A 26,481-nucleotide genomic window follows, 5' to 3' on the forward strand; every position below is an offset into this window, starting at 1 on the left:
GAATGTTTACAAGAATTTTAACAAAGCTGGGGTTTACAAAAGAAGAAATTAGCTGGATCTTATATGATGTCGGCAATTCAGCGCAGGTATTAACGACGATGACGGTTTTGTTTCCGCTTCTGATCGCAAAGATCACACCGGGTGACAGCAGCGTCTATGTCGGATGGGCCAATACGATCTATGGTCTGATCTTGGCGTTTGCCTCGCCGATCCTTGGAACGGTCGCTGATTATAAAGGGCAGAAGATGCGCTTGTTTAAGATCTTTCTTTATATCGGAATCATTGCCGGTTTTATTTTGGCTTTGCCTTTTATAGACTATATGACGGCGATCGTCGTGTTCTGCATCGCCATGCTGGGTTATAATGGCACGATCATTTTCTATGATGCTTTCATCGTCGATGTGTGCGATGATGATCGAGTAGATCACGTTTCGGCAGCAGGCTATGCCTGGGGCTATATCGGTTCCACTTTGCCGTTTTTGATCTTTATCATTCCTTTTGCGATCGTAACGCTTTTTGGCGATGCGAACGGCACCGCACATATCATGGGCTTTGATCTGACCTATCGGGTGGCGGTATTTATCTCGATGTCGCTGGCAGTGCTTTGGTGGGCGATCTATTCTTTGCCGATGTTAAAAAATGTAAAACAGAAACAGTACCATGAACCGGTCGATCATGTCGTAAAAGAATCCTTTGGCCGGTTATGGCATACGTTTAAGAATATCCGACAAAATAAAAATATCTTTTTATTCTGCTTATCTTATTTCTTTTATATCGACTGTGTCAATACCGTAATCAAAATGGCGGTTTCGCTGGCAACGGAAATGGGCATCAGTGATGTCATGAGCCTGGTCGTCGTGATTTTGATCAATCTTCTCGCTTTTCCAAGTGCGATCTATTTTGGCAGACTGATCGAACGCTTTGGCTCTAAAAAGATGATCTTTGCGGGCATCGTCGGTTATTTAGGCGTCGTGATCGCCGGTGTTTTGATTCCTTATCATCCATCACTGATCTGGGTGGTGGCATTATTGGTAGGATTGTTTCAGGGAGGGATTCAATCCGTATCCCGCTCTTATTTTGCGAAGCTGATCCCGAATAAGGAGGATTCCAATGAATACTTTGGCTTCTTTTCCGTCTTTTCCAAATTCTCCGCAATATTAGGGCCGATGTCAATTTCCATTATTATCATGATGACCGGGGAAACGAATTTAGGTATATTGGGACTGATCCCGCTGATGCTGATCGGGGCATTTATCTTGTTATTTGTAAAAGATCCTAAATCAGAAAAGCATTAAGATCAAGACAATAGGAGCGCTTTTGTAATGGCAGGCATGGCTTGTGCGTCTGCACACAAAAGCGTTCTTTTATATTCTGTTTTCTTTACGATCGCTTTTTCAATCATTTCATTTGATCAAAGAAAAAGATAAAAGAATGAGAGCATAAAAAGAGAAGAAAGCAAAACAAGGACGAAAACGCCAAGAGAAGCGATGAATAAAGAAAAAAGAATACTTGACGAATTCGCAAAACAGGATTATACTGCAAGTGTAAAAAAACAAGATGCCTTTAAGTTTCTCCAGAGAGGGAAGCAAGGAAGATCACATATGTTTTCAACGAGCAAACGCGTATCTTCCATTGGTAGATGCGTTTTTTTATAGCAAAAGGGAGGAAAGCATATGAAACAGAAAAAACAAAACAGTGCTGCCAACAAGCTGGCCATTCAAATGGCGATCGCACTGGTGCTCGGTTTGATCGCCGGTGCAGGATGTATTTTGATCCGTGAACAGATGATGGCAAACGGACAGGCAGATCTCTGGAATACGATCAACTCAGTCTTATTCCAGGATATTACGGCAGAAGACGGGGCAAACGCCTTTGGTATCTTCTACATTTTGGGGCAATTATTTATCAAAGCATTACAGTTGGTCATCGTGCCGATGGTGTTCACTTCTATTACCTTGGCGATGTGTACGATTTCCGATACGCGTAAATTAGGGCGTATTTCTTATAAAACGATCAAATACTTCCTGATTACTTCTTTTGCGGGATTGATCGTTGCCGGAATTGTCGGTATGAGCGTTTATCATTTTGGACTGTTTGATGTGGAAGTCAGCAATCTGAGTGCAAGTGCAGGTTCTACCGGTACCAATCCTTTGCTGGTTGTCGTAAATGCGATTCCATCTAATATTATCGGGGCATTTGCGGATAACGGTGCGGTATTGTCGATCGTGTTCTTGGCAGTTGCCTTCGGACTTTCCATGCATAAACTGGGAGATAAGGTAACGGTATTAAAGAAATTCATGGAAGAGATCAATGACATCGTAACTGTCATTCTAAGCTTTGTCATTACGAAATTCGGTCCTGCCGCAATCTTTGTACTGCTTACGAGAACCTTTGCGGTATACGGCATCGAACATTTGAAACCGGCTGCCGCATATGTCATTGCCACAACACTGACGCTGCTGGTATTCTTGATCGTCGGTTATGAGTTGTTTATCAAAGTATTTACCGGATTAAATCCGTTTAAGTTCACCAAGAAGATGTCTAAGGTCGCATTATTTGGCTTCTCCACTTCATCTTCTGCGGCAACGCTGCCGTTAAACACCCAGACTTGTATTGAAGAATTAGGGGTACCGAAGGACGTGGCTTCATTCACACTGCCATTAGGTATGACGGTAAATATGGATGGAACAGCGATCATGCAGGTCATTGCGGCAATCTTTATTGCGGGAAGCGCCGGCTATGAAATAACGATCGGTAATATTGTTGTCATTGCGGTACTGGCTTTGATTGCCAGTGTCGGTACACCGGCGGCACCAGGAGCAGGCGCGATCATTCTGTTTACGGTATTGAGCGGTATGGGCTATACCAATGATGCGGCACTGCTTGCGTATTCTTTGATCTTAGCGATCAACCGTCCGATCGAGATGCTGGTTACTTCTTTGAATGTGTATGGAGATGCGGCGGCTGCGGTTGCGGTAGCCAAATCAGAAGGCACGCTGGATGAAGATGTCTATAATGCGTAAGATGAAACAAACGCATGCTAAGAAAACGGCTTAAATTAGGAATCAAACAGTAGGATCCTAGTCGTAAGCCAGTAGATAGAAAAAGGATCAAGAGAGCTTTTCCTGATGAAAGCAGACAGATGATCAATAAAGTGATGTAAAAAGTCGAAGCAGCAAGTGAAATCGTGTTTCGGCTTTTTTTTACGACACGCCTGCTTTGGATGATGAAATGGAAGCAAGAAACGTGCTATAATAATCAATAAGAAAGGAACTGTTTTTGATCGATGAAAGATCAAAAAAGAAGGTGTGCATATGAAAGCATGTATGGTAGTAACAAATGGATTTGAAGAAGTAGAAACGGTCGGCACTTATGCGATCTTAAGACGAGGCGGCGTAGATGTGCAGATCTATTCATTGAAAGGAGACGCGGCGGTCGGGCGCTTTGGTTTAACGTGCGCCGATCTGCACAGCATGGATGCATTACATCCACAGGACTTTGATGCGCTGATCTTACCGGGCGGACCGCAATATGAGGAATTAGAAAACAGTACAGCTGTACAAGATCTGATCAAGACCTTTGTAGAAGAGGAACGCTATGTCTGTGCACTGTGTGCCAGTCCGACGATCTTAGGACGTGCCGGTTACTTGAAAGGAAAACAGTACACCTGCTTTACATCGATGAACGAGGATTTTGGCGGCACTTATGTGGATCAGTATGTAGTTAGAGATGATAAGATCATTACCGGCAGAAGCGCTGCCGCATCGATTGATTTTGGCTTTGCGATCTTAGAAGCGCTGGCAGGAAAAGAAAAGAGCGATCAGGTAAAGCGTTCTATTTATTATTGATTGCTCACAAGCTCCAACCCATTAAAAAAATAGAGAGAGGGTTGGCAGATCTGCTGAAAAAAGAAATCGATACAAGAGAGAAAGCGCCTGTATGAGCAGATCAGGCTGTCTCTTTCTGTCATCGGTTTCTTTTTGTATGGAAATGTCGAATCTTTTTAGCACTAAATGCTTGACAGTGCTAATCAAAAAGACTATACTATTAGCAGACCTATGGTAAGAGTGCTAAAGGAGGAATAGGATATGGCTGAAAAGAAACAGTTTCAGGCAGAGTCAAAACGACTGCTCGATTTGATGATTAACTCTATTTATACACATAAGGAGATTTTCTTGCGAGAACTCATTTCCAACGCGAGTGATGCGATCGATAAATTGTATTACCGCTCTTTGACGGAAAACTTATCCGATGTGGATCGCAATGATCTGGAAATCTCGATTGAGAAAGCAGAAGATGCCAAGACCTTGACGATCACCGATAATGGCATCGGTATGAACAAAGAAGAATTAGAGGAAAATTTAGGTACGATCGCGAAAAGCGGTTCATTGGCATTTAAGGAAAAAATGGCCGAAGCGGAAAAACAAGATGAGGATGTCGATATCATCGGTCAGTTTGGTGTCGGCTTCTATTCTGCTTTCATGGTGGCAAAAGCCGTAGATGTATATTCCCGCAAATATGGGGAAACACAGGCTTATCACTGGTCCAGCGATGCAAGTGATGGCTATGTGATCGAGCCATGCGAATATGAAGGACACGGTACGAAGATCGTCTTGACATTAAAAGATGACAGTGAGGAAGAAAAATACAGCGAATATCTGAGTACCTTTGAAATAGAACGTCTGATCAGCAAGTATTCTGATTACATTCGTTATCCGATCAAGATGGAAGTGGAAGAAAGCGTATTGAAAGAAGGCAGTGAAGATGAGTATGAAACCAAGAAAGTCATCAAGACCTTGAACTCTATGGTGCCGTTATGGAAACGCAATAAAAAAGATATTACGGATGAGGAATACAACGAGTTTTATAAAAATAAATTCAATGATTATGTCGATCCGATGAAAGTGATCCATACCAATGTAGAAGGTACGATCTCTTATACGGCGCTGCTGTATATTCCAGGCAAAACACCGTATAACTTCTATTCACAGGAATATGAAAAAGGGTTACAGTTATACAGCAGAGGCGTCTTTATCATGGATAAGGCAAGCGAATTGGTGCCGGAATATTTCCGCTTTGTCAAAGGGTTAGTGGATTCACAGGATCTATCCTTAAATATTTCCCGTGAGATGCTGCAGCACGACCGCCAATTAAAAGCCATCGCTTCCCGTATTGAAAAGAAGATCAAGTCTGAACTTTTGCATATGTTAAAAAATGATCGGGAACAGTATGAAAAGTTTTGGGAGAATTTCGGTTTGCAGCTGAAGTACGGTGTGTATAATGACTATGGCATGCATAAAGATGTATTATCCGATCTTTTGATGTTCTATTCTTCAAAGGAAAAGAAACTGATTACGCTGGATGAATACGTGGAAAGAATGAAGGAAGGTCAGGAACATATCTACTATGTATCAGGAGAAACACTGGACAAGATCGATCAGCTGCCGCAGTGTGAAGTGGTAAAAGATAAAGGCTATGAAATCTTGTACCTGATGGATAATGTCGATGAATTCTGCTTACAGATGCTGATGAACTATAAAGAAAAGACGTTCAAAAACATATCACAGGGCGATCTGAATCTGGAAAGCGAAGAGGAAAAGAAAGCGCTGAGCGATGCAGCGGAAGAAAATAAAGCGCTGTTAGAAGATCTGAAAGAGGCTTTGACAAACAAGGTGAGCGAAGTGCGGATATCGGCAAGATTAAAGCAGCATCCGGTTTGTCTGACCGCAGCGGAAGGCATGTCATTCGAAATGGAAAAAGTATTGGAATCCATGCCGGATGGCAACCCGTATGGCATGAAAGCAAAACGAATTTTGGAGATCAATCCGCATCATGAGATCTTCGATACATTGAAAAAGGTGTATGCACTGGATAAGGAAGCAGTGAAAAATTATGCGGATGTGCTGTATGATCAGGCATTGCTGATCGAAGGCTTCAGTATTGATGATCCGGTGGCTTTCTCGAATAAAGTTTGTGAATTTATGATCAAGGCTTCTAAGGCATAAGCAAAGAAACAACAGTGTTTGTTTTGATCTTGATCTAAATCATGCAAAGCAAGAGCAGACAGGTCTGCTCTTTTCATATGCGAAAGAATGAAACAAAAGGAAGTATGATCTACAGCACGCATGCTTGAGAAAAACGGAAAACAAGATGTATTTCAAAAGCGCATCTGCTATAATGAAGAAAAAAGGAAGGGCGTGTGAAAATGATCAGAGCGGTTGTATTTGACTGCGGTAATGTGCTGAATGCGTTTCAGCCGATTGCCTATTACCGAAAACAAGGATATGAAAAAACACTTTGTGAACGGATCTGTAAAGAGATGTTTCAAAGTGAAGAATGGCAGCGCTATGATCAGGGCCTGCTCACTTTTTCATCATTGATCGAGAAATTAAAGGAAAAGTATCAAGAGGATGCGAAATGGATCGATGTGTTTGCGAAACAGTGGCTGTATGTATTAGAGATGATCCCGGCGCATCAGCAGCTGTTAGATGAATTAAGTGAACAGGGCTATCGCGTCTATTTATTGTCCAATATTGCACAGGAGTCATGGGACTATGTGAGCAAGAAAGGGAATTATCGGGAACGCTTCGATGGCTGGGTGCTTTCGTTTGAGGAAAAGCTGATCAAGCCGCAGGAGCAGATTTATCGGATCTTATTAGAGCGCTATCAGCTTGATGCGAAGGAATGCTTGTTTTTAGACGATCTGCAAAGCAATGTGGAGGCTGCCCGAAAAATCGGGATGCAGGCGCTTCAAGTAACATCGCAGGATATGCGTAAAACGGTGTGGCGCTATATAAAGGAGCAGGCAAATGAAGGAACGAAATAAAAAGGGAAGGCACTTGCAGCAAAGAGAGCCGCATACAGAGCAAGCAGAAGTGCGGATTGCAGAGCTGGATGAGAACGGACAGGGAATCGCTGTGGTAAAGCGACAAAAAGTTGCTATTAAAAACGCATTGCCCGGTGAAACGGTCAGAATAAAGGCGCGTAAGGGAAAAGCCGGCATGATCATTGAAACGATGGAACGTCTCAATGAGAGCGATGTGCGCTGTAAAGTAAACTGTGCGATCTTTGAGCGCTGCGGCAGCTGTCATTTATTGCATATGGAATATCAGAAGCAGTTGGAGTGGAAAAAGCAGGGTGTGATAAAGCTATTGCGCGAAGCGGGGCTGAAGGGAATCACCGTGCATGATCCGGTAGGTATGAAAGAGCCGTATGCGTATCGCAATAAGGTGATCATCGGTTTTCAGAAAAATCGTGCACGCAGGACGATTGCCGGCTTTTATGAAGAAGAAAGTCATCGCATCGTTGCATTCCATGACTGTCTGCTTCAAGATGCCAAAAGCAATGAGCTGGTGCGGGTCATTACCGAGCTGGTGAATGAGATGCACATTGCGCCTTATGAAGAAGATCGCCGCAGCGGTGTTCTGCGTCATGTATTGATTCGCAGAGGGTTTGCGAGCGATCAAACAATGGTGGTATTCGTTACGAATACATCAATGTTTGCGGGCAGTAAAAACTTGGTAGCGGCCTTGCGAAAAAGATGTCCGTATATCACAACGATCGTGCAGAACATCAATACGCGCAAGACCAGCATCGTTTTGGGTGAACAGGAAAAAGTGCTGTTTGGAAAGGGTTATATCGAGGATGTTTTATGCGGACTGCGTTTTCGCATCTCCCCGAAATCTTTTTATCAGATCAATCATGAGCAGTGTGAAAAGCTGTATGCGAAAGCCAAAGAACTGGCGCAGCCTGCTTGTGATGAAATCCTGTTAGATGCGTATTGTGGCATCGGTACGATCGGTATGAGCATGGCAAAAGAGTGGAAAGCGGTTTATGGGGTTGAAGTGAACCGTGATGCGGTGCGGGACGCCAAAAGCAATGCGCTTAGAAACAAGATCGATCATATCACATTTATCTGTGAGGATGCAGGCAGGTTTTTAACGGATACGGCGAAACGGGGATGGCAGCCTGATGTTTTGATCATGGATCCAAGCCGGGCAGGCAGCGATCTTACTTTTTTGCGAGCGGTAAACAAAGCAAAGCCGAAGCGCATCGTCTATATTTCCTGTAATCCAAAAACGCAGGTGCGCGATCTGTTAGAGCTGGCTAAACTCGGTTATCAGACGAAGGATCTTTATCTGTATGATTTATTTCCTAATACGACACATACGGAAAGTATCTGCTTGTTAAATAGGAAATCATAAAAAGAAGTGTAGCAGCATTTCTTTATAGGAAAATGAAAAATGCACAAACAAAAAATAATATTCGTATAAAAACAAACATCAAAAGTCTATAAAACCCATGTTTATAGGCTTTTTTCTTTTCTTTGTAGTTCCCGGCAATAGAAGATTGATAATAAAACAGGGACAGGCATAAAAGCAAAAAGGCATGGTGCAGGTGCAGGATAATGGGGGGGTGTGAAAAAGGAAATCACAATCGTTTTATTTGTAGAAAACGATTGTTTTTTGAATTAGGTTTTGATGAAAGCAATTTAAGCAGAATTACACTTTCTTTCAAAAAAAGTTAGTTATAACTAATTTTCTTCTTGACAGATACTTCCAGCGGGCTTATACTAAAATTGTTAGTTAGGACTAACTTCGGAAGGATGGTGTAATGTGATGCCGATTACCTATGTAGAAGAAGGGAAAACCGTACAGATTCAAAAGATTACCGGAAAAGACAAACTGCGCAGTCATTTGGCGAATATGGGGTTTGTGGAAAAAGGGAATATTACTGTGATTCAAAGAGTTGCGGGCAATATGATCTTAGAGGTAAAAGGAACAAGAGTAGCGATTGATGAAGCATTGGCAAATCGCATTATGGTGTAGGAGGACAAGATGAGAACATTGAATGAGTGTAAGCCGAAAGAAACGATAACCGTTGTGCGACTGCATGGAAGCGGTGCACTGAAGAGAAGGATCATGGATATGGGGATTACCAAAGGCGTAGAAATACACGTACGTAAAGTTGCACCTCTGGGAGACCCTATGGAGTTGAATGTCCGCGGATATGAATTATCACTGCGCAAGGGTGATGCGGAAATGATCGAAGTAGCGTAAAAGAGGTGGTACGATGAGCATAAAAATCGCATTAGCAGGAAATCCAAACAGTGGGAAAACAACTTTGTTTAATCATCTGACCGGTTCGCGTCAGCATGTGGGAAACTGGCCGGGCGTAACCGTTGAGAAAAAAGAAGGAACATTAAAAAGCAATAAAGAAGTAACGATTCAGGATTTACCGGGTATCTATTCCCTTTCTCCTTATTCACTGGAGGAAGTCGTAGCAAGAAATTATCTGGTGCATGAAAGACCGGATGCGATCTTGAATATCGTTGATGCAACGAATATCGAACGTAACTTGTATTTGACGACACAGCTTTTGGAATTGGGAATTCCGGTCGTTGTCGCTTTGAATATGATGGATTTGGTAGAGCGCAACGGTGATCAGATCAATGTCGATCAGTTATCGAAGCTGCTGGGCTGCAAGGTCGTAACGATCAGCGCTTTGAAAGGTACTAATACATTAGAGGCAGCCAATCAGGCCGCATTAGCAGCCAAAGCGGGTGAAGCAACCGCAGCGCCTTCGATCTTTTACGGTGATGTAAAACAGAGTTTGGATGCGATCAGCGATCTGTTAAAAGGAAAAACGGATGCAAAGACGATTCCTTTCCTTTCGGTCAAGCTATTTGAGCGGGATGAAAAGATCAATGAACTGGTAACGATCAGTGAAAGTGATCAGGAACAGATCGAAACAATCGTGAACGCCTGTGAACAGAAAGCAGATGATGACGCGGAAAGCATCATTACGGCGCAGCGTTATGAATATCTGACGCAGATCATTTCGAAAAGCGTAAAAAAGAACAAACAGAGCCATGAGCTTACGATTTCCGATAAGATCGATAAAATCGTAACGAATCGTATTTTGGCACTGCCGATCTTTGCGGTCATTATGTTTGTGGTATATACGATTGCCATGGGTTCAACTTCCTTCTCGATCGGAACGATGGGAACGGATTGGGCAAATGATGTTTTGTTTGGTGAAATGGTACCGTCATTCTTTGATCAGCTCTTAAATAGTCTTCATGTCAGCGGTGTCTTGTATTCGCTGATTCAAGATGGCATCGTTGCCGGTGTCGGGGCAGTGCTTGGTTTTGTGCCGCAAATCTTGGTACTGTATGTACTGCTTTCTATTATGGAGGATATCGGTTACATGTCGCGTGTCGCTTTCATCATGGATCGTATTTTCCGTCGCTTCGGCCTATCCGGCAAGAGTTTTATTCCGATGCTGGTGGCAACCGGGTGTGGGGTGCCGGGCATTATGGCAAGCCGTACGATCGAACAAGATCGCGATCGCAAGATGACGATCATGACGACCGGCTTTATTCCTTGCGGCGCTAAGATGCCGATCATCGGTTTGTTTGCGGGTGCGGTATTCGGCAATAGTTCACTGGTTGCGACTTCTGCATTCTTCATCGGGATCGCGGCAGTCGTTGTTTCCGGTATCATTTTGAAAAAATGTAAAATGTTTGCGGGTGATCCGGCACCGTTTGTGATGGAGCTTCCGGCCTATCATCTGCCAAGCATCGGCAATGTCGTGCGTGCAACTTGGGAACGCGGCTGGTCCTTTATCAAACGTGCGGGAACGATCATCTTGCTTAGCAGCATCATCTTATGGTTCTTGCAGGGCTTCGGCTTTGAAAACGGCAGCTTTGGCATGGTGGAGGATAATAATACTTCCCTGCTTGCCTCGATTGGCAGAAGCATTGCCTGGATCTTCTATCCGCTTGGCTGGCTGGGCGATATGGCATGGAAAGCAACCGTTGCTACGATTACCGGCCTGATTGCGAAGGAAGAAGTAGTCAATACTTTTGGGGTGCTTTATCAGTATGGCGGCGAGCTGTCGGAAACGGGCAATGAGATCTGGACACAGGTAGCGGCAGATTTCACACCGCTTGCGGCTTATAGTTTTATGATCTTTAATTTACTGTGTGCGCCTTGCTTCGCCGCAATGGGTGCGATCAAAAGAGAAATGAACAACGGAAAGTGGACGATTTTCGCCATCGGCTATATGTGTGTATTCGCTTATGTGAGCGCCTTGATCATTTATCAGATCGGCGGACTGGTGAGCGGAGAAGTGACATTCAATGTATTTACGGTCGTTGCTTTCGTATTGTTGATCGCGGTGCTATATTTACTGTTTAGAAAAAATAAGTTCAGCAGACAGGAACATTAAGATACCAAAGAGATCCATGTAAACAGGTATCGATCAAAACGTGAGGAGGAATGAAAATGGGTAATGTCATCATCGTATTGTTATTAACTGTTATTGTCAGTTTGATCATTCGCTCTTTATGGAAACAGCATAAAAATCATGGGGGCTGCACCGGCAACTGCACAAGCTGTCATCAAAACTGCCATGTAACATATCGACAAAGCAGTGCCGAGCAAATGCGGCAGGGACCCCGTATCGTGTTAAAAGTTGTCGATCATCAAGATTGATCGAAAGAAGCAGTCTGTATCTGTGATCAGGCTGCTTTTTTCGTGTGATACAAGTGATTTCTATGCGGGGAGATTTGTATGATGCTAAGTGGATAAAATGAAAAAAGTTATTGACGAAAAAAGCATCTCTCTGCTATAATATCAAAGCAGATGCAGAAGTGGTGGAACGGCAGACACGCTGTCTTCAGGCGGCAGTGCGGGCAACCGCGTGAGAGTTCAAATCTCTTCTTCTGCACCAGTTAAACCAAGAACTCGCTGAGGCGAGTTTTTTTGTATGCGATCGCTGCCGGTACGGATATTTTCTACTACTGTAATTTTATAAAACTGATTTCGCTTCTTTCGATTATATGCTGATGTGTCTATGTGTTTCATTCTGTTTTTATCTGATCTATGGGCTTGCCTCTGTCTTTGTTATGATATTTTTTCAGCTGCATGCATGCCCGCTATTGTTCGCTGAATCGACCGGTGTTTTGATCTTCGTTTTGATACTATGCGCAATCTGTATTATAATAATGGTGTAAAATTAGAAATTAGGTGAAATGATGAAAAAAATAACTTGTTTGTTTACCGTTTTACTGCTATGCGGCTGTGGATCGGCAGACTTCAGTGAATTGGGATTTAATGAGAAACAAAGCGCATTGCTTCAAAAGATAACTGATTTTGAGGAAATCCGGGATCAATGCCCTTATCCGGAAACGCTGAAAGAGCTGCTGGATGAAGAAACCACAAGTGAAGATGTTGCTCTTTATTGTCATATACAAAACGGATCAGGAAAAAAAGCCGCAATCAAAAAGCTGCGGGACAGCGGTGTTTCTGAAACACAGATGCTGGAAATGTTAGAGCTGTCTTATTATCGAAGTGACAAGACAGAACGCTATATCAAGGAATTACAGAAAAGTGAGGACCCAAAAGAAGCGGTGCTGCATGTCAATTTGAACTTAGATATTCCTTATTACAGTGAAATCGATGAAATTGAAGATACCGATGATCTTTTGCAGCTGGTCAATAAATTCTCGAAGCTGCCGGATGATTTCTATCCATCAGATCTAGTGGAAACGCCGAATGTCTGTGTAGTCGGTGAGGACTACTCCTGCTTTCCGTCGACACAGTATGTCAGAAAGGAAGTCGCCGAGCAGTTTGATGCCTTTGTGAAAGCGGCAGCGAAAGAAGGTTTTACGATGAAAAGCATCGCCAGCATGCGCGATATCGCTTATCAAAGAACGCTGTATGAATATTATAAGAATTTAGAAGGGGAAGCATATGCAGATACCTATTTTGCCCGTCCCGGACAAAGTGAACATAATACGGCTTTAGCGATCGATGTGACCTTTGATCAAGAAAATTATGAGGAAATCGAATCCTCTCCTCATTATGATTGGTTTTTGAGCCATATGGCGGATTATGGATTTATCCTGCGTTATCCGAAAGGGAAAGAAGATATTACCGGATTCGGTCATGAGTCTTGGCATATCCGTTATGTCGGCAAGGAAGCGGCGCAGACGATCATGGAGAAAGGCATCACGCTGGAAGAATATTTGGCAACCCAGCCGGCATAATAGCATGAGGTGAAGAAGATGAAGAAAGTAGTTGCAATTTTGTTAAGCGCGCTGTGTATGTGCGCTTGTTCCGCTGATCCGGATCGCGTGAATCAATTAGTGGAAAAGGACAGTCAAACAGATAAAACAAAAGAAGAAGCAAAAGATACCATTGTTTCCTTTGTCGGTGTCGGCGATAATCTGATCCATAATTCGATCTATGAGGAAGCGGATCGAGAAGCAGGAGCTGAAGGAGACGGGCAGTATTCCTTTGCGAAAATGTATGAACCGATGAAACAGGATATTCAGAACGCTGATCTGGCTTTTATCAATCAGGAAACGATCCTTGGCGGTGATGAATTGGGCTTATCCGGTTATCCGACGTTTAATACGCCAAGCGCCATTGCCGATGATGTGGAAGCAGCCGGTTTTGATCTTGTCAATACCGCAACCAATCATTGTTTGGACAAGTGGCAGACAGGCATCGATCACAGTGCTGCGGTCTGGGGATCCAAAGAAGGCATCATCGCAGCCGGCACTTATACATCGCAAGAAGATCGCGATACGATTCGTACGATCAAGCGCAAAGGCATTACCTTTTCCTTTTTGGCATATACTTATGGAACCAATGGGGTCATACCGGAATATGATTACAGCGTTGCTTATTTTGATGATGCAACGATCACGAATGATGTGAAAAAGGCAAAGGAAATCAGTGATGTCGTCATCGTATCGGCACATTGGGGAACAGAAAATGATTCCATGGTAAATGAAGAGCAGCAGCACTATGCACAGCTATTTGCGGATCTTGGTGTAGATGTCGTGATCGGCACGCATCCGCATGTCATTCAAAAGGTAGAATGGGTGAAAGGAAGTGCGGGAAATGAAATGTTGACGGTTTACTCATTGGGGAATTTTCTCAGCGGTATGCTGGAAGTGGATAATGTGCTGGGCGGTATGATCAGTTTTGATTTTGTGCAGGATCATGAGAGCAAGAAGATCAGTGTGCAAAATGTAAAATGGATCCCGCTTGTGACCCATTATGAGGGCGATGCGGCAGATATTATGAATACGCGTCATAATTATCGGGTCTATCGCTTGGATGCGTATAGTGAAGCTTTAGCGAACAAACACGGTTTGAACGGTTATGAAGGACAAAGCGTAACCATTGCCGGTTTGCAGGAGAAAACGGCCGCGATCATTGACGATCAGTTTTTGAAAGAGGAGCAGAAGTAATACGATGAAAAAGGAATTGGCAAAGCTGCTCCAGGAGATAGAAAGAAAAGCAGAGGAAGAACGTATTCCGATCATGCAGCCGGAGGGGATCGCATTTCTTTGTTCTTATATTGAAACACATCATGTGCGCTCGATATTGGAAATCGGTGCGGCGATCGGTTATTCGGCGATCCGTATGGCATCGCTAGATCGGGAAATCAAGGTAACGACGATCGAACGCGATCAAAAGCGTTATGAGGAAGCGGTTGCCTATATTGCAAAAGCCGGTTTGGAAAAACAGATCCAGATCTTGGAAATGGATGCGTTTGATTTTCACAGTGAAGAACAGTTTGATCTGATCTTTATTGACGCGGCAAAAGCGCAGTACATCAAATTCTTTCAGCAGTTCCGGCATAATTTGCAGGAGGATGGTGCGATCATTACGGATAATCTTGAGTTTCATGGCATGGTAAGCGGGGAAGTGGAAATCAAGCATTCCCGCAATCTCAAACGGTTGATAAGAAAGATCCGCGGTTATATTGCGTTTTTGCAGGAAAATGAGGAATTTGAAAGTGAATTTTTGAAAATCGGCGATGGCATAGCGATCAGCCGGCGCAGAAAAGGGCAGAAAGAGAATGTGCTTTTGGAAAGAAAACAATAGGAAAAGCAGTGTTCATATAAGGGGAAGTGTGGTACAATAAAGAAAAGAAAGAAGTGGTGATAAAATATGAAAAAAGCAGTAACAGGCATTGCAGTATTGGCAGGTGTCGCGGCAGTAACGGCATATGCACTAAAAAAGAATGAACAGAAAAAAATCAGAGAACTGGATGAAGAACTGTTATACGATGAGCCACAGCCATCTGAACCGACAAAGATCGACAGTATTCAGTTGGACGATGAAGAAGAGGAAGGGTCGGAAGAAAGCGAAGCAGACGAGCCCGACGCGGCAAGGCGCAAAGACGATACTTATAAGAATTTAACAGCGGCTGCGGTAGCGCATATTTCCAAGGAGCATGAACGGCTGGCAGAGGAATTGAAAAATGAAGGCGATCATCATGAAGTCGATCGCCCGATCCAGCATCTTGTTCATTTCACGACACAGGAAGATGCCGATGCTTTCAAAAAAGCAGTCGTTAATAAAGGGTTTGTCGTTTCCGCCGGAGAAAATGAATTTGACTTGATCGTTTTGCACATTTCGCCGATCGATCAGATCAAATTGGTAACCAATGAGCTTTATCTTGCTGATCAGGCGTATGCGCATCATGGCGAGTACAAGGGCTGGCATGCAAGGGTAAGTTACTAAAAAGGGAAAACGGAGCGTCCTCAAAAATCAGACACACGCAATGAAAATGAAAATTCGAAAGGATTGTGACCAATGCGCAAGCGGGCACAATCTTTTCTTTTGGTATAGATGTTTACACAATCTTGGAAGAAAGGCTGTTCTTGTGGCAATCCTACCATCATGAGATTTTTTTTGAGGCAGGAAAGATATGTTTTTTCTATACGCTCTACGCAGTGATTATAGGAATTTATGGGCAGAGAGAAATGATTTTATTCATCTCATGCTGTGCGTTAAGAAAGTGTAGATTTCGTGTCAAACCGTTAGAAAGATGGGCTTATAAAGTGGATTCTCACTTTCTGTCCTGTCTTTTTTTCATGTGTTCAAGTAAAATAAAAGAGTAAAGGAGTGAGGCGTTATGAATCCACATGAAATTGGTTGCTTTATCGCTCGCTGTCGTAAAGCAAAAGCTTTGACCCAAGCGCAGCTGGCACAGCAATTAGGAGTGAGCGACAAGACGATTTCCCGATGGGAAAGAGGTAAGACCATGCCGGATCTATCACTTTATGAAGCGTTATGCGAAGCTTTGGATGTACAGATATCGGAATTATTATATGCAAAGAAAATGACAGATGAAGATAAGCAGAAGCAAGGGGAACGATCGGCATTTTATCTATTGAAAACAAAAGCACAGTTTGAAACATTGGAGATCTTTACTGAAGTATTGATCGTCATCGGCATTATCATCAGTATTACTTTTACTAAGGTACTGGCAGATACACAAATTGAGATGCTCATCACCATGGCATGTGGATTTTTTGTATGGGGCTTTGGGATCATGCTGCGGATCAAGATCAGAAAGGCGATGAAAGAGATGGAATCGTGATCTGCCTTATGTGATAAAGAATTTTTCATCCTTATATCATTTATCGGGAAGCATAATTTATATGGGTATATGGACCTGTATAAAATACCTAATTGATAAGTATCTGTTTCTTAATCTGATCGACATGGGAAGCATGTTATTCGCTTTGTTTTTCTAATGGTTTTTTCATTCTGCATCCTTTTTTATTTGTGCATATTTGTGATGTTTGATGGGAAAGGTCATGGAGTGATGATTGGATTGGCATTGGTGTTGTTTTTTCTTGTATCCGATTTCGATGGTGTATCGCTTTTTTACCATCCTTTCTGCAACAGAGCAGTTCTGCTGTTTTGGCTTGCCGTAAAATCGCTCTGTTTGAGAAGTAACCGCTTAACTGAATAGGAAAAAGCAAAAATACACGATTGCCGGCTGATTGTTTGGATTTTCTATCTGCTTTATGATAAAATAAGTTCGCTTTTAAGATAGAGCAGAGGGTGATCAAATGGATAAAATTACAGTAAAGGATGTGAGCTTCTCTTATGATAAAGAACGTGATGCTTTGTCACATGTATCTTTTCAGATCAAAGAGGGTGCTTACACAACGATCATCGGGCACAACGGCAGCGGAAAAAGCACCATTGCCAAATTGCTGATCGGTCTGATGAAAGCAGATGGCGGAAGCATTGAAGTAGATCGTCTTCCCTTAAATGAGGAGAATCTGTATGCGATCCGCGATAAGATCGGCATCGTGTTTCAAAACCCGGATAATCAGTTTATCGGTGCGACGGTTGCCGATGACATTGCATTTGGTTTAGAAAATCATCAGATTCCCACTGAATCGATGCAGGGGATCATTGAAACCTATGCCAAAAAGGTGCATATGGAGGCTTACTTGGAAAGCGAGCCGACAAAACTTTCCGGCGGGCAGAAGCAGCGTGTAGCGATTGCCGGAGTGCTGGCGATGAAACCGGAAATTTTGATTTTCGATGAGGCGACGAGCATGCTGGATCCACAGGGCCGCAGCGACATCAATCATTTGATACAGGAAATCCATGAGAACGAAACAATGACGATCATCTCCATTACCCATGACATTGAAGAAGTGGCGATGAGCGATCATGTGATCGTATTGGATCAGGGAAAAGTAGTTATGGAAGGACACCCATCTGAAATACTGCTGAAGGAAAAAGAACTGATCGATCTGCATTTGGATATTCCGTTTTCATTGAAGGTGGCGCATGCACTTCAGAAACTGGGAATGCCGGTAAAAGAATGTACGACGATGGAAGGGATGGTGGATGAAATATGCCGATACGCTATGAAGGATTAACGCATATTTATCAAGAAGGCACACCGTTTTCTTATCTTGCTTTGGATGACGTATCGCTGGAAATCAAGGAAGGGGCGTTTACTGCGATCATCGGTGAGACCGGCAGCGGCAAGACGACGTTGGTGCAGCACTTGAATGCTTTGTTATTGCCGAGCAAGGGAAAACTGCAAGTGTTGGATCGTCTTATTACAGCGGATCAGAAGCCGAAACAGTTAAAATCATTGCGCAAGCAGGTTGGTTTGGTCTTTCAATTTCCGGAATATCAATTATTTGAAGAAACGATCTTAAAGGATGTCTGCTTCGGGCCGAAAAATTTTGGGGCAACAGAAGAGGAAGCGCGAGACATGGCGGTAAAAATGCTGAAGCTGGTCGGTTTGGATGAAAGCTATTTGGATCAATCGCCGTTTGAATTGTCAGGCGGGCAGAAACGAAGAGTGGCGATTGCAGGTATTTTGGCGATGGATCCGCAGGTGCTGGTACTGGATGAGCCGACGGCGGGTCTGGATCCGCAGGGCGCAAAGGAAATGATGGATCTGTTTGTGGAATTAAATAAGACATATCATAAAACGGTACTGATCGTTACACACGATATGGAACATGTTTTACATAGCTGTGATGAGGTCGTGGTCGTGGCGAAAGGGAAAATCAAGAAGCAGTGTGATGTAACGACTTTTTTTGAAGATGTCGAATTATTGAAACAGCTGCGCATTGATCCGCCGGCAGTCATCAAAATGCGGGAGGCATTGCGCGAAAGAGGATTTTCTTTGGGCAAAGATATGCTGAGCATTGAGGCGCTGGCAAAAGCCATCCAAAGTGAGGTGCAGAAACATGAATAATTTTACTTTGGGCAGCTATATGCCGTATGATTCTTTGATCCATCGTTTGGATCCAAGAGCGAAAATCATGGGCATGATCTTTTTTATGGTAGCCATCTTCATTCCTGCCGGATATTTTCCTTATATCATTTTAGGTGTGGTAGCGCTTGTGCTGCTTTTGATTGCGCATTTGAAACTTCGTTCGGTATGGAAGTCTATGAAACCGATGCTGTTGATGATGGTGTTTTTATTGGTGATCAATCTGTTGGTGGTGCGCACCGGCTATGTGGTGGTAAAACTGGGAGATTTTGCGATTTACAGTGATGCTTTGGCTCAGACTTTTTATATCGCAGTGCGTTTGGTGCTGATGATCATGATTACGACGACCTTGACCGCAACGACCAAACCATTGGATCTGACGTTGGGAATAGAAGATTTATTGACGCCGTTTAAGGTGCTGCATGTGCCGGCGCATGAAATTGCGATGATGATTTCGATCGCTTTGCGTTTCATCCCGACATTGATTGAAGAAACGCAGCGTATCATGAAGGCGCAGGCATCAAGAGGAGTCGATATGGAAGAGGGCAAACTGAAGGAAAAGATCATGGCGGTGCTTTCTTTGATCGTGCCACTATTTGTGTCAGCGTTTCAGCGGGCGGAAGATCTCGCCAATGCAATGGAAGCACGGGGCTATATTCCTGAACGTAAACGAACGCGCTATAAGCAGTTGAAAATGGCGGGACGGGATTGGATCATGCTGGGCTGTTCTTTCTTGTTGATGGCGGTGCCGATTTTGATTGCTATGGGATATTTGGATCCATTAAGAATAGGAAGTTTATTTTTAGAGGGGGTTGGGTATGCGTTATAAAGCAGTTGTTGCCTATGATGGCACGGACTATAATGGCTGGCAGAAGCAGATCAATGGAGTCGGCATTCAGACAGTGATAGAAAAAGCGCTTGAAAAAATGCTGGGACATGCTTGTGAAGCAGTGGCAAGCGGAAGAACCGATGGCGGTGTGCATGCACTGGGACAGGTTTTTCATTTTGACAGTGAAAAGAAAATGAAAGGAGAGCGCATGAAAATGGCGCTGAATAGTCTTTTGCCGGGGACGATCCGGATTCAGTCCATAGAGCCGGTCAGTGATCAGTTCCATGCACGCTTTGATGCGGTTTCAAAGCGTTATGATTATTTGGTCGGTGATTGTGGTAATAATCCATTTGCGGTTCGTTTTATGGCGCCGGTAAGAGAAAAACTTGATGTTTTGAAAATGCAGGAATGTGCACAGGTGCTGGTTGGAACACATGATTTTACTTCTTTTACAAGTGCGAAGATCGATCAGCGCAAATCACGGGTGCGCACGATAGATGCGATTTTGATCTGCGAAGAAAAAAATGGCATTCGCATGATTTTCGAAGGCGATGGTTTTTTGCGCTATCAGGTGCGTATGATGGCAGGAACGCTTTTAGAGGTAGGCAAAGGGAAACTGACAAAAGCAGATGTAGAAGTGATGCTGGAAGGAAAGGATAAGCATCTTTGTCGCTATAAGGCAGAAGCGCAAGGACTTTATCTGGTACGGGTGGATTATGAAAAGGATGATTGTCGGGAGGCGATATTGCGGTTTCTGATGGAGGAATCACAGGAGAGAGATATTAGAAAATGGTGGGGGCATAAGAGATAAGCAGTAGTTTTTGGCAAGGAGGGATTTCATGAAGAAATGTAATTACCATACGCACACTTATCGCTGTATGCATGCATGCGGCAGTGATGAGGATTATGTGATCAGCGCTATAAAAGGCGGTTATCAGGTGCTTGGTTTTTCGGATCATGCGCCATGGAACTATGAAAGTGATTTTGTGGCACACATGCGTATGCCGTTGGTGCAGTTTCACGAATATGCGGAGAGTATCCGCAAACTGAAAGAAAAGTATCGCGGTCAGATTGAGATCCTGTTGGGACTGGAATGTGAATATTATCCACGGTATTTGCCATGGCTGCGGCAGTTTCTGATTGAGGAGCAGGTAGATTATATCATTTTGGGCAATCATTATTATGAGAGCGATGAGATCGCAAATCAGTATTATGGGAATCGCTGCAAGGAGGATCTTTATTTACAGCGTTATGTAGAGGGCGCGATTGCGGCGATGGAAACAGGTTTATATGCCTATATGGCGCATCCTGATCTGTTTATGCGGGGGCGTAAGGTATTTGATGATCAGGCGCGGGAAGCGAGCAGGCAGATTTGTGAAGCGGCGAAGCGATTGCATATTCCTTTGGAGTATAATTTGGAGGGTGCTGCTTATAATGCGGCGTGCCAGATCGAGGAATATCCGCATCATGAGTTTTGGGAAATTGCGGCAGAAATCGGCAATGAGGTGGTCATCGGTGTCGATGCGCATGATCCGGCTTCTTTGGAAAGAGAGGATTATGATCGGCAGGCACGCGCTTATCTAAAGGGGCTTGGATTATCGATCTTGGAGGAAGTTTCTTTGTCTGATTATCGTTTGTTAAGATAAAGAAGGGAAACGATGGAAACGGCCTTTGAAATAGGGAGAAAAAAGTGCTAAAAAGTGAAAAAAAGCATTGACTTATGCGGTATTTATCTTTAGAATATAAAAAGGCACGGCTTGTGGTCTGATCTGCATGCGTTTGAGATGCTAACGGGAAAAGGCATGTGGATGGATCATAGGTTTTCTTAAGTGTTTTATTTTAAACCCGGTACAGTTTAGATGAAACAGAAAGGAAGTAGAATTTATGCGCCAAACAACTATGACAAAACCTGCAGACGTTACACGTACTTGGTATGTAGTGGACGGAACAGGAAAGACATTAGGACGTCTTGCTACGGAAGTAGCTGCTGTGTTACGTGGTAAACACAAACCGACTTACACACCGAATGTTGATTGCGGAGATTATGTGATCGTAATCAATGCGGACAAGATTGAATTGACCGGAAATAAGATGGAAGGTAAGAAATATTATTCTCACTCTATGTATCCGGGAGGACTTCGTGTTCGTACTGCTAAAGAGATGAAGAGCAAATATACTGTTGAATGGGTAGAAAAAGCAGTATATGGCATGTTGCCGCACACTCGTTTAGGAAATGTGCAGCGCAGACATTTGTTTGTCTATACCGGCAGTGAACATCCGCATGCAGCTCAGCAGCCGGTGGAAATGGTAATCAAAGGATAGGAGGAGTAAGAGATGGCAAAGAAAAATACAGTTATGTATAACGGAACTGGACGTCGTAAGACTTCTGTTGCTCGTGTCTTTATGACTCCGGGAAATGGAACGATTACAGTAAACGGTAAAACTTTGGAGGAGTATCTGCCACTGGAAACTTTGCGTATGGTCGTGCGCTCTCCGTTGGAATTAACGGAAACATTGACGCAGTTTAATATTAAGATCAATGTTGGCGGCGGCGGTTATACCGGACAGGCGGGTGCTATGCGCCATGGTATTGCGCGTGCGCTGCTGGAAGCAAGTGCAGATTATCGTCCGGCACTGAAAGCGGCTGGCTTCTTAACTCGTGATTCTCGTATGAAGGAACGTAAGAAGTACGGTTTGAAAGCGGCTCGTCGTGCGCCACAGTTCTCAAAACGATAGTATTAAATTGTGGTCTGAGAACATCAGTAAAAATCAAATTATGCAAAAAGCCCTCTATTTACGAGGGTTTTTTTCATGTCCTCAAATATTTATGAAGACCGTGAATTTCTGAAAAAAAGTGCTGAGAATTGCTAAAAAGTCATCTATTGACGGAAATTATGCAGCAAATATGCAGCAAACTGGCGTAATTTCTGCGTAAAATTTGGCGTAATTTTGGCGTAAGATTATGTGATGGAGCCTTTTGTATCATCTCGGTATTTGTTTAGATGTTCAAATTTGAACATCTTCTTTTGCATTATGAAGCGGCCTACTGTCATATTGAAACATATCATAGATTTATTTATTTTTTGTTATATCTAAAATCGCAATACTCGGCTCCGTCAGCTATAGTCTGGGTGCGTTTAAGTGTCATGCCCATCATATCTGCCAGTACAAAATCCAATTGACATATATGCTTAGCTAACTCAGGACAGTTTTCATCTGCACAAAGTTTGCATACACCACACTGGAAGTAATTATATCCTAATTCAAATTCATCTGTTTTTTCTAAAACATCTACAATCCAGTCATTTTCATATCTTCTAAGATGAGATTGAGCCTCCCATATTTTTCTCTTTTTCATTTTACGAGTGCTTAGATATGAATCTGCATCACCCATAGCTATATGAAAGAGTCTGCTTGCATAGAGTCCATTTTTTAAGATTTCGTAATTCTCTTCTGGAGAAAGTGTATTTGCTCTGTTCATTGCTATAAAATATGCTCCCATGCAGTATGCACTTAAAAGTCGGGAATGTCCTATGTTTTTTGCACGATGAATAATGGATATATATTCATTTTTAATTTTCTCTATATCTGCCTTATTTTCGATATGCATTCTTTTGATTTCATGCTTACAGGCAGTATGATAAAACCAACCATACAATCTTATACTGAACCCATATCTCATAGTATCATCTCCTAAATATCATAATATTCTAAATGTTTAGTTTAAGCTAACCAAATTATAGCATTTCTCTATAATATAAAGTAAGCCCAAACTAACTAAATTTATTTTTTTATTGTTTATGTAACTTTGTAGAGATATAATTAAATTACAAAATGAGATTTTGAAGGGCGATGAAAAGTGTGGAGCAATATCTAAAAGAAACATCATTATTAGATTATTCAAGTCCAAATATACAAGAATTAATCATTGAAAGACAATGGAAAGATATGGATGCATATATTCGTTTGAAGCAGATATATGATTTCATTCGAGATGAAATTCTATTTGGCTATAATGTTGATGATCATATTCCTGCCTCAAAAGTTTTGACCGATGGATATGGACAATGCAATACCAAAGGCATTCTATTTATGGCATTGCTGCGAGGTGTTGGTATTCCTTGTCGAATACATGGGTTTACGATTGACAAAAAGTTACAGAAGGGAGCCATGACGGGGATTGTATATAAAAACGCACCAATAAATATATTACACAGCTGGGTTGAAGTATATTTAGATAATGTATGGTATGAGCTTGAAGGTTTTATCCTTGATAAGAGTTATCTTATGCAGCTGCAAAAAATAAACCAGACCTGTCAAGGCAGTTTTTGTGGATACGGTGTTGCAGTTAAGGATTTACATAATCCAATCATTGATTTCGATCGAAACGATACTTACATTCAAAGTGAAGGAATCAATCACGATTTTGGAATTTATGATAGTCCTGATGATTTGTTTCAGGAGCATAATCAGGGACTATCAGCTATGAAAAAGTTTCTATATAGAAATTTAGGTAGACATTTAATGAATAATAATATCCAAAAAATAAGAAATGATAAAAGATAAATTGAAAACAAATAGGAGAAAACCATGAAAAAGAATGTTATTGAAAATATAACAGTAACACTACGTAAAGCTGACGGTGTTCTATATCCAGTCAAAGACAGAAAAGATAAGGTTATGATTGTATTATCAGGCAGTGAAGGCGGGCTAGCGCATGCAAAGAAACTTGCAAAATATTTGCAGACTAATGGAATACCAGCATTGGCTCTTGGATATTTTAAAACAGCTAATTCTGTCAAATCTTTAAGTAAAATTGAACTTGAAAACATTAAAGAGGCAATAGACTGGCTAAAACAAATGGGATATAAAAAAATAGGAATTGAAGGATATTCAAAAGGTGCTGAATATGCAGCTGCTGCTGCAATAGCATTTCATGAATTGAGCTGTGTCATTTTGAAGACACCTTCATGGTTTTATAGTGAGGGGATGAACAGAAAAACACCATCCAAAACGAGCTGCTGGTCTTATAAGGGAAGGGAACTCCCATATACACCCTATAAAACAAGAAAATTACCAATCATTAAGGAAATCATCAAAAATAGGGAATATAATATTCTTGCTATAAATATGAATAAAAAAATCAATCCTGATTCAATCATATCGATTGAAAAAATCAAAGCACCTATTTTGATGTTTTCAACAAAGATGGATACCATCTGGCCGTCAAAGGAAAGCTGTGAAAAACTGGAAGAACGCCTGATTAGTTACAATTTTTTCTATCCATATAAGCATATATGTTTTGAGTATATGAGCCACATGATGTTAGAAGACTGTGAAGATTCAATAAAGTATTTTATTAAATCAGAAAAACGATATCCAAAGGAATGTGCTAGAGAGCGAACCATGATGGGTCAGGAATGCATAAGGTGGATAGAGGAAGTATGGCAATAAAAAGATTCAAGATATAAAAAATGGTCTTTATATGGTGAGGAGTATGGAGCAAGATGAACGTAATTATAGAAACAGTTATTTTGTGCAGTGTGCTTTTTCTTATATGTTTTCTGGAAACAGGAACTGATGAAAAGAATCTTTTAGGGTTAAGATCATATCCAACAGATGTACAGAATATCATAAGAAGCAATGAAAAATATAAAGATAAAACGAAAGAAACGAATATACCTAAAGTTTTTATAGCGAATTTAGTGATGTTTATGATAGTGTTGCTTGTTTTTGGGATCTTTATTAAATCAGATGATTTTAGGGTAAATTTTATAAACATCTTGATATTAGGTGAAGCATTGAATTTATTTGATTTCGTTATTATTGACCTTATATGGTGGAGAAATACGAAAAGGATACGATTTAGCGAAATTCCTGATAAAAAGATGTATCAAAATCCAAAGAAGCATATAGATTCATTTTTAAGAGGAATTATTATGTATGGCATCATTGCAGTCATTGATGGATTTATATTGACTATATTATAGTGAATAAAAGAGATGAGGCACGATGTGAAAAAATCATCTTCCGTTTATGAGAGTTGTTCCAATTATTATCATACTGCAGCTCGTCGTTAAAGTTTTGTCCATTATATTATCTGAAAGGGGCAGACTGTATTCTATTCAGTTAGCAGGATTTCAGAGCAAAGCCCGATTATATATTTGAATGAGGAGGCACATAAATATGATCAGTATAGAGGAATTTAATCAAAAATATACAAAGCATACTGTTATTTTACCTATGGAAAAGGAATTTTCCTATCGCTATTACAGGAATCCCGATGCAAAATCCACCGTCTTGCTTCTAAGTGGAGGGATAGGCTTAACGGACTTATTTTATCTGCATTTTGATAGATTTGCGAAAGATTTTTCCTTACTGACTTTTGATTATCAGATACAATTTAAGAATAATATGGAATTTGCTTTGGCTGTATCATAGCTTCTTCAAAATCTGGATGAAAAGGTATGGCTGGTAGGTCAATCATTAGGTGGAATAGTATCTCAGATCATTGCATCTTATTATCCGGAATGTGTAGAAGGAATGATACTATCTAATACCTGTTCTCTTGCAAAAGATATGGGTGAGGACGCCTATCAGTTTTTGCTAAATATGATAGAAGGGCAGAAGAAAGCTAAAAAACTCTTATCTTTCATACCTTTTGCTTTGTATAAATGGCTGATAAAATGGGCAGTATTGAAAAAGAAAACGGATGGCTTCACACAACAAGAAAAAATGCAGATGAAAAATCTGTGCAATGTCATGATGAAACTGTTAGATAAATCTTATGAATATCATATGATTGATTTTCTGGTCGATGCTCAGAATCATTTTGGCATGACGGAGAATGATTTCAGAAAATTTGATGACAGAGTTCTGCTGATCCTATCGGAAGACGATCATACATTCAATCAGGCATGTAAGGATTCACTGGTTAGTATCATGACTAACCCAACGCTTATTACCAATCTGCATGGTGGACATCTGGCCTTGATGATACAACTTGATGAATATGCTAGAAAAGTCAGCGAATACATTTTGAAAAGGGAAAAATAAACAATTAAAGATAAAAAAATGAA

29 protein-coding genes, 1 tRNA gene and 1 pseudogene are annotated in these 26,481 nt (G+C 41.7%); 29 read left to right on the top strand and 2 right to left on the bottom strand.

What is annotated here, in order from left to right; genetic code table 11:
- The first annotated feature begins 2 nt into the window (after window positions 1-2).
- From C1712_RS11630 to C1712_RS11680, 11 genes are all read left to right on the top strand, one after another.
- A complete protein-coding gene (locus tag C1712_RS11630; RefSeq protein ID WP_102269375.1) occupies window positions 3-1,295 on the top strand; it encodes an MFS transporter in 1,293 nt (430 codons plus the stop codon).
- Between the two features lie 378 nt (window positions 1,296-1,673).
- A complete protein-coding gene (locus C1712_RS11635; RefSeq protein WP_102269377.1) occupies window positions 1,674-3,023 on the top strand; it encodes a dicarboxylate/amino acid:cation symporter in 1,350 nt (449 codons plus the stop codon).
- 291 nt (window positions 3,024-3,314) lie between these two features.
- Complete coding sequence (locus C1712_RS11640) at window positions 3,315-3,848, top strand: DJ-1 family glyoxalase III (RefSeq protein ID WP_102269379.1); 534 nt, start codon at window positions 3,315-3,317, stop codon at window positions 3,846-3,848.
- A gap of 240 nt (window positions 3,849-4,088) precedes the next feature.
- Window positions 4,089-6,005: a molecular chaperone HtpG gene (gene htpG, locus C1712_RS11645; RefSeq protein ID WP_102269381.1), complete on the top strand. Its 1,917-nt coding sequence runs from the start codon at window positions 4,089-4,091 to the stop codon at window positions 6,003-6,005.
- 200 nt (window positions 6,006-6,205) lie between these two features.
- Window positions 6,206-6,826 carry an HAD family hydrolase gene (locus tag C1712_RS11650; protein WP_102269383.1) on the top strand — a complete coding sequence of 207 codons (621 nt, stop codon included), beginning with the start codon at window positions 6,206-6,208 and terminating at the stop codon, window positions 6,824-6,826.
- The gene (rlmD, locus tag C1712_RS11655; protein ID WP_102269385.1) at window positions 6,810-8,204 is read left to right on the top strand and encodes a 23S rRNA (uracil(1939)-C(5))-methyltransferase RlmD; all 1,395 of its coding nucleotides are present in this window, start codon (window positions 6,810-6,812) and stop codon (window positions 8,202-8,204) included. Before C1712_RS11650 ends, rlmD begins: the two co-directional genes overlap by 17 nt.
- 414 nt (window positions 8,205-8,618) lie before the next feature.
- A complete protein-coding gene (locus tag C1712_RS11660) occupies window positions 8,619-8,828 on the top strand; it encodes a FeoA family protein (protein WP_219718870.1) in 210 nt (69 codons plus the stop codon).
- A gap of 9 nt (window positions 8,829-8,837) precedes the next feature.
- Entirely contained in the window at window positions 8,838-9,059 is a 222-nt protein-coding gene (locus tag C1712_RS11665; RefSeq protein WP_102269389.1) for a FeoA family protein, read from the top strand.
- Between the two features lie 13 nt (window positions 9,060-9,072).
- On the top strand, window positions 9,073-11,232 hold the full coding sequence (gene feoB / locus C1712_RS11670) for a ferrous iron transport protein B (protein ID WP_102269391.1): 2,160 nt from the start codon (window positions 9,073-9,075) through the stop codon (window positions 11,230-11,232).
- Between the two features lie 56 nt (window positions 11,233-11,288).
- Window positions 11,289-11,498, top strand: a complete 210-nt coding sequence (locus C1712_RS11675; protein WP_180963143.1) for a FeoB-associated Cys-rich membrane protein — start codon at window positions 11,289-11,291, stop codon at window positions 11,496-11,498.
- Window positions 11,499-11,650: 152 nt separating this feature from the next.
- Window positions 11,651-11,736 (top strand) — tRNA-Leu (locus C1712_RS11680).
- On the opposite strand, the gene C1712_RS12805 is transcribed toward C1712_RS11680, so the two are convergent.
- Window positions 11,715-11,870, bottom strand: coding sequence for a hypothetical protein (locus tag C1712_RS12805; protein WP_180963144.1), 156 nt, complete (start codon window positions 11,868-11,870; stop codon window positions 11,715-11,717). The genes C1712_RS11680 and C1712_RS12805 overlap by 22 nt on opposite strands.
- A 170-nt stretch (window positions 11,871-12,040) precedes the next feature.
- On the opposite strand from C1712_RS12805, the gene C1712_RS11685 reads away from it, so the two are divergent.
- From C1712_RS11685 to rpsI, 12 genes are all read left to right on the top strand, one after another.
- The gene (locus tag C1712_RS11685; RefSeq protein WP_180963145.1) at window positions 12,041-13,054 is read left to right on the top strand and encodes a M15 family metallopeptidase; all 1,014 of its coding nucleotides are present in this window, start codon (window positions 12,041-12,043) and stop codon (window positions 13,052-13,054) included.
- Window positions 13,055-13,072: 18 nt separating this feature from the next.
- The gene (locus C1712_RS11690; RefSeq protein WP_102269397.1) at window positions 13,073-14,269 is read left to right on the top strand and encodes a CapA family protein; all 1,197 of its coding nucleotides are present in this window, start codon (window positions 13,073-13,075) and stop codon (window positions 14,267-14,269) included.
- Window positions 14,270-14,273: 4 nt separating this feature from the next.
- Window positions 14,274-14,909 carry an O-methyltransferase gene (locus tag C1712_RS11695; protein ID WP_102269399.1) on the top strand — a complete coding sequence of 212 codons (636 nt, stop codon included), beginning with the start codon at window positions 14,274-14,276 and terminating at the stop codon, window positions 14,907-14,909.
- Between the two features lie 66 nt (window positions 14,910-14,975).
- Window positions 14,976-15,551 carry a ribonuclease E inhibitor RraB gene (locus tag C1712_RS11700; RefSeq protein WP_102269401.1) on the top strand — a complete coding sequence of 192 codons (576 nt, stop codon included), beginning with the start codon at window positions 14,976-14,978 and terminating at the stop codon, window positions 15,549-15,551.
- A 394-nt stretch (window positions 15,552-15,945) separates the two neighbouring features.
- On the top strand, window positions 15,946-16,413 hold the full coding sequence (locus C1712_RS11705) for a helix-turn-helix domain-containing protein (protein ID WP_102269403.1): 468 nt from the start codon (window positions 15,946-15,948) through the stop codon (window positions 16,411-16,413).
- A gap of 478 nt (window positions 16,414-16,891) precedes the next feature.
- Window positions 16,892-17,719, top strand: a complete 828-nt coding sequence (locus tag C1712_RS11715; protein WP_102269407.1) for an energy-coupling factor transporter ATPase — start codon at window positions 16,892-16,894, stop codon at window positions 17,717-17,719.
- The gene (locus tag C1712_RS11720; protein WP_102269409.1) at window positions 17,695-18,555 is read left to right on the top strand and encodes an energy-coupling factor transporter ATPase; all 861 of its coding nucleotides are present in this window, start codon (window positions 17,695-17,697) and stop codon (window positions 18,553-18,555) included. Before C1712_RS11715 ends, C1712_RS11720 begins: the two co-directional genes overlap by 25 nt.
- Window positions 18,548-19,402, top strand: coding sequence for an energy-coupling factor transporter transmembrane component T family protein (locus tag C1712_RS11725; RefSeq protein WP_102269411.1), 855 nt, complete (start codon window positions 18,548-18,550; stop codon window positions 19,400-19,402). Before C1712_RS11720 ends, C1712_RS11725 begins: the two co-directional genes overlap by 8 nt.
- Window positions 19,392-20,213 (top strand): tRNA pseudouridine(38-40) synthase TruA, encoded by an 822-nt coding sequence (gene truA, locus C1712_RS11730; RefSeq protein ID WP_102269412.1) that lies wholly within the window; start codon window positions 19,392-19,394, stop codon window positions 20,211-20,213. Before C1712_RS11725 ends, truA begins: the two co-directional genes overlap by 11 nt.
- 28 nt (window positions 20,214-20,241) lie before the next feature.
- On the top strand, window positions 20,242-21,048 hold the full coding sequence (locus C1712_RS11735) for a histidinol-phosphatase (protein ID WP_102269414.1): 807 nt from the start codon (window positions 20,242-20,244) through the stop codon (window positions 21,046-21,048).
- Window positions 21,049-21,286: 238 nt separating this feature from the next.
- Complete coding sequence (gene rplM / locus C1712_RS11740) at window positions 21,287-21,724, top strand: 50S ribosomal protein L13 (RefSeq protein ID WP_102269416.1); 438 nt, start codon at window positions 21,287-21,289, stop codon at window positions 21,722-21,724.
- A gap of 12 nt (window positions 21,725-21,736) precedes the next feature.
- Window positions 21,737-22,138, top strand: a complete 402-nt coding sequence (rpsI, locus tag C1712_RS11745; protein ID WP_102269418.1) for a 30S ribosomal protein S9 — start codon at window positions 21,737-21,739, stop codon at window positions 22,136-22,138.
- Between the two features lie 340 nt (window positions 22,139-22,478).
- On the opposite strand, the gene C1712_RS11750 is transcribed toward rpsI, so the two are convergent.
- Window positions 22,479-23,084 (bottom strand): L-2-amino-thiazoline-4-carboxylic acid hydrolase, encoded by a 606-nt coding sequence (locus C1712_RS11750; protein WP_102269420.1) that lies wholly within the window; start codon window positions 23,082-23,084, stop codon window positions 22,479-22,481.
- Window positions 23,085-23,254: 170 nt separating this feature from the next.
- Here C1712_RS11750 and C1712_RS11755 point away from each other — a divergent pair, with 170 nt between their 5' ends.
- The 6 genes and pseudogenes from C1712_RS11755 (at window position 23,255) to C1712_RS12815 (ending at window position 26,458) form a co-directional block, all read left to right on the top strand.
- A complete protein-coding gene (locus tag C1712_RS11755) occupies window positions 23,255-23,968 on the top strand; it encodes a transglutaminase-like domain-containing protein (RefSeq protein ID WP_245858164.1) in 714 nt (237 codons plus the stop codon).
- Between the two features lie 24 nt (window positions 23,969-23,992).
- Entirely contained in the window at window positions 23,993-24,856 is an 864-nt protein-coding gene (locus C1712_RS11760; protein WP_102269422.1) for an acyl-CoA thioester hydrolase/BAAT C-terminal domain-containing protein, read from the top strand.
- 53 nt (window positions 24,857-24,909) lie between these two features.
- Entirely contained in the window at window positions 24,910-25,392 is a 483-nt protein-coding gene (locus C1712_RS11765; RefSeq protein ID WP_102269424.1) for an ABC transporter permease, read from the top strand.
- A 196-nt stretch (window positions 25,393-25,588) separates the two neighbouring features.
- Window positions 25,589-25,843: a hypothetical protein gene (locus tag C1712_RS12810; protein WP_180963146.1), complete on the top strand. Its 255-nt coding sequence runs from the start codon at window positions 25,589-25,591 to the stop codon at window positions 25,841-25,843.
- A 12-nt stretch (window positions 25,844-25,855) separates the two neighbouring features.
- Window positions 25,856-26,002 (top strand): annotated as a pseudogene (locus C1712_RS13290) (alpha/beta fold hydrolase); the annotation flags it as partial.
- A gap of 12 nt (window positions 26,003-26,014) precedes the next feature.
- Window positions 26,015-26,458 carry a hypothetical protein gene (locus C1712_RS12815; RefSeq protein WP_219718871.1) on the top strand — a complete coding sequence of 148 codons (444 nt, stop codon included), beginning with the start codon at window positions 26,015-26,017 and terminating at the stop codon, window positions 26,456-26,458.
- Window positions 26,459-26,481: the final 23 nt, after the last annotated feature.

The sequence above is a fragment of the Massilicoli timonensis genome (genome assembly GCF_900199515.1).
GTDB classification, from domain to species: Bacteria; Bacillota_I; Bacilli_A; order Erysipelotrichales; family Erysipelotrichaceae; genus Massilicoli; species Massilicoli timonensis.

Excerpts from the sequence above, each read along its gene's own strand:
- C1712_RS11630 (WP_102269375.1), top strand. The coding sequence starts at position 3 with ATGTTTACAAGAATTTTAACAAAGCTGGGGTTTACAAAAGAAGAAATT.
- C1712_RS11635 (WP_102269377.1), top strand. The coding sequence starts at position 1,674 with ATGAAACAGAAAAAACAAAACAGTGCTGCCAACAAGCTGGCCATTCAA.
- C1712_RS11640 (WP_102269379.1), top strand. The coding sequence starts at position 3,315 with ATGAAAGCATGTATGGTAGTAACAAATGGATTTGAAGAAGTAGAAACG.
- htpG (WP_102269381.1), top strand. The coding sequence starts at position 4,089 with ATGGCTGAAAAGAAACAGTTTCAGGCAGAGTCAAAACGACTGCTCGAT.
- C1712_RS11650 (WP_102269383.1), top strand. The coding sequence starts at position 6,206 with ATGATCAGAGCGGTTGTATTTGACTGCGGTAATGTGCTGAATGCGTTT.
- rlmD (WP_102269385.1), top strand. The coding sequence starts at position 6,810 with ATGAAGGAACGAAATAAAAAGGGAAGGCACTTGCAGCAAAGAGAGCCG.
- C1712_RS11660 (WP_219718870.1), top strand. The coding sequence starts at position 8,619 with ATGCCGATTACCTATGTAGAAGAAGGGAAAACCGTACAGATTCAAAAG.
- C1712_RS11665 (WP_102269389.1), top strand. The coding sequence starts at position 8,838 with ATGAGAACATTGAATGAGTGTAAGCCGAAAGAAACGATAACCGTTGTG.
- feoB (WP_102269391.1), top strand. The coding sequence starts at position 9,073 with ATGAGCATAAAAATCGCATTAGCAGGAAATCCAAACAGTGGGAAAACA.
- C1712_RS11675 (WP_180963143.1), top strand. The coding sequence starts at position 11,289 with ATGGGTAATGTCATCATCGTATTGTTATTAACTGTTATTGTCAGTTTG.
- C1712_RS12805 (WP_180963144.1), bottom strand. The coding sequence starts at position 11,870 with ATGAAACACATAGACACATCAGCATATAATCGAAAGAAGCGAAATCAG.
- C1712_RS11685 (WP_180963145.1), top strand. The coding sequence starts at position 12,041 with ATGAAAAAAATAACTTGTTTGTTTACCGTTTTACTGCTATGCGGCTGT.
- C1712_RS11690 (WP_102269397.1), top strand. The coding sequence starts at position 13,073 with ATGAAGAAAGTAGTTGCAATTTTGTTAAGCGCGCTGTGTATGTGCGCT.
- C1712_RS11695 (WP_102269399.1), top strand. The coding sequence starts at position 14,274 with ATGAAAAAGGAATTGGCAAAGCTGCTCCAGGAGATAGAAAGAAAAGCA.
- C1712_RS11700 (WP_102269401.1), top strand. The coding sequence starts at position 14,976 with ATGAAAAAAGCAGTAACAGGCATTGCAGTATTGGCAGGTGTCGCGGCA.
- C1712_RS11705 (WP_102269403.1), top strand. The coding sequence starts at position 15,946 with ATGAATCCACATGAAATTGGTTGCTTTATCGCTCGCTGTCGTAAAGCA.
- C1712_RS11715 (WP_102269407.1), top strand. The coding sequence starts at position 16,892 with ATGGATAAAATTACAGTAAAGGATGTGAGCTTCTCTTATGATAAAGAA.
- C1712_RS11720 (WP_102269409.1), top strand. The coding sequence starts at position 17,695 with ATGCCGATACGCTATGAAGGATTAACGCATATTTATCAAGAAGGCACA.
- C1712_RS11725 (WP_102269411.1), top strand. The coding sequence starts at position 18,548 with ATGAATAATTTTACTTTGGGCAGCTATATGCCGTATGATTCTTTGATC.
- truA (WP_102269412.1), top strand. The coding sequence starts at position 19,392 with ATGCGTTATAAAGCAGTTGTTGCCTATGATGGCACGGACTATAATGGC.
- C1712_RS11735 (WP_102269414.1), top strand. The coding sequence starts at position 20,242 with ATGAAGAAATGTAATTACCATACGCACACTTATCGCTGTATGCATGCA.
- rplM (WP_102269416.1), top strand. The coding sequence starts at position 21,287 with ATGCGCCAAACAACTATGACAAAACCTGCAGACGTTACACGTACTTGG.
- rpsI (WP_102269418.1), top strand. The coding sequence starts at position 21,737 with ATGGCAAAGAAAAATACAGTTATGTATAACGGAACTGGACGTCGTAAG.
- C1712_RS11750 (WP_102269420.1), bottom strand. The coding sequence starts at position 23,084 with ATGAGATATGGGTTCAGTATAAGATTGTATGGTTGGTTTTATCATACT.
- C1712_RS11755 (WP_245858164.1), top strand. The coding sequence starts at position 23,255 with ATGAAAAGTGTGGAGCAATATCTAAAAGAAACATCATTATTAGATTAT.
- C1712_RS11760 (WP_102269422.1), top strand. The coding sequence starts at position 23,993 with ATGAAAAAGAATGTTATTGAAAATATAACAGTAACACTACGTAAAGCT.
- C1712_RS11765 (WP_102269424.1), top strand. The coding sequence starts at position 24,910 with ATGAACGTAATTATAGAAACAGTTATTTTGTGCAGTGTGCTTTTTCTT.
- C1712_RS12810 (WP_180963146.1), top strand. The coding sequence starts at position 25,589 with ATGATCAGTATAGAGGAATTTAATCAAAAATATACAAAGCATACTGTT.
- C1712_RS12815 (WP_219718871.1), top strand. The coding sequence starts at position 26,015 with ATGATAGAAGGGCAGAAGAAAGCTAAAAAACTCTTATCTTTCATACCT.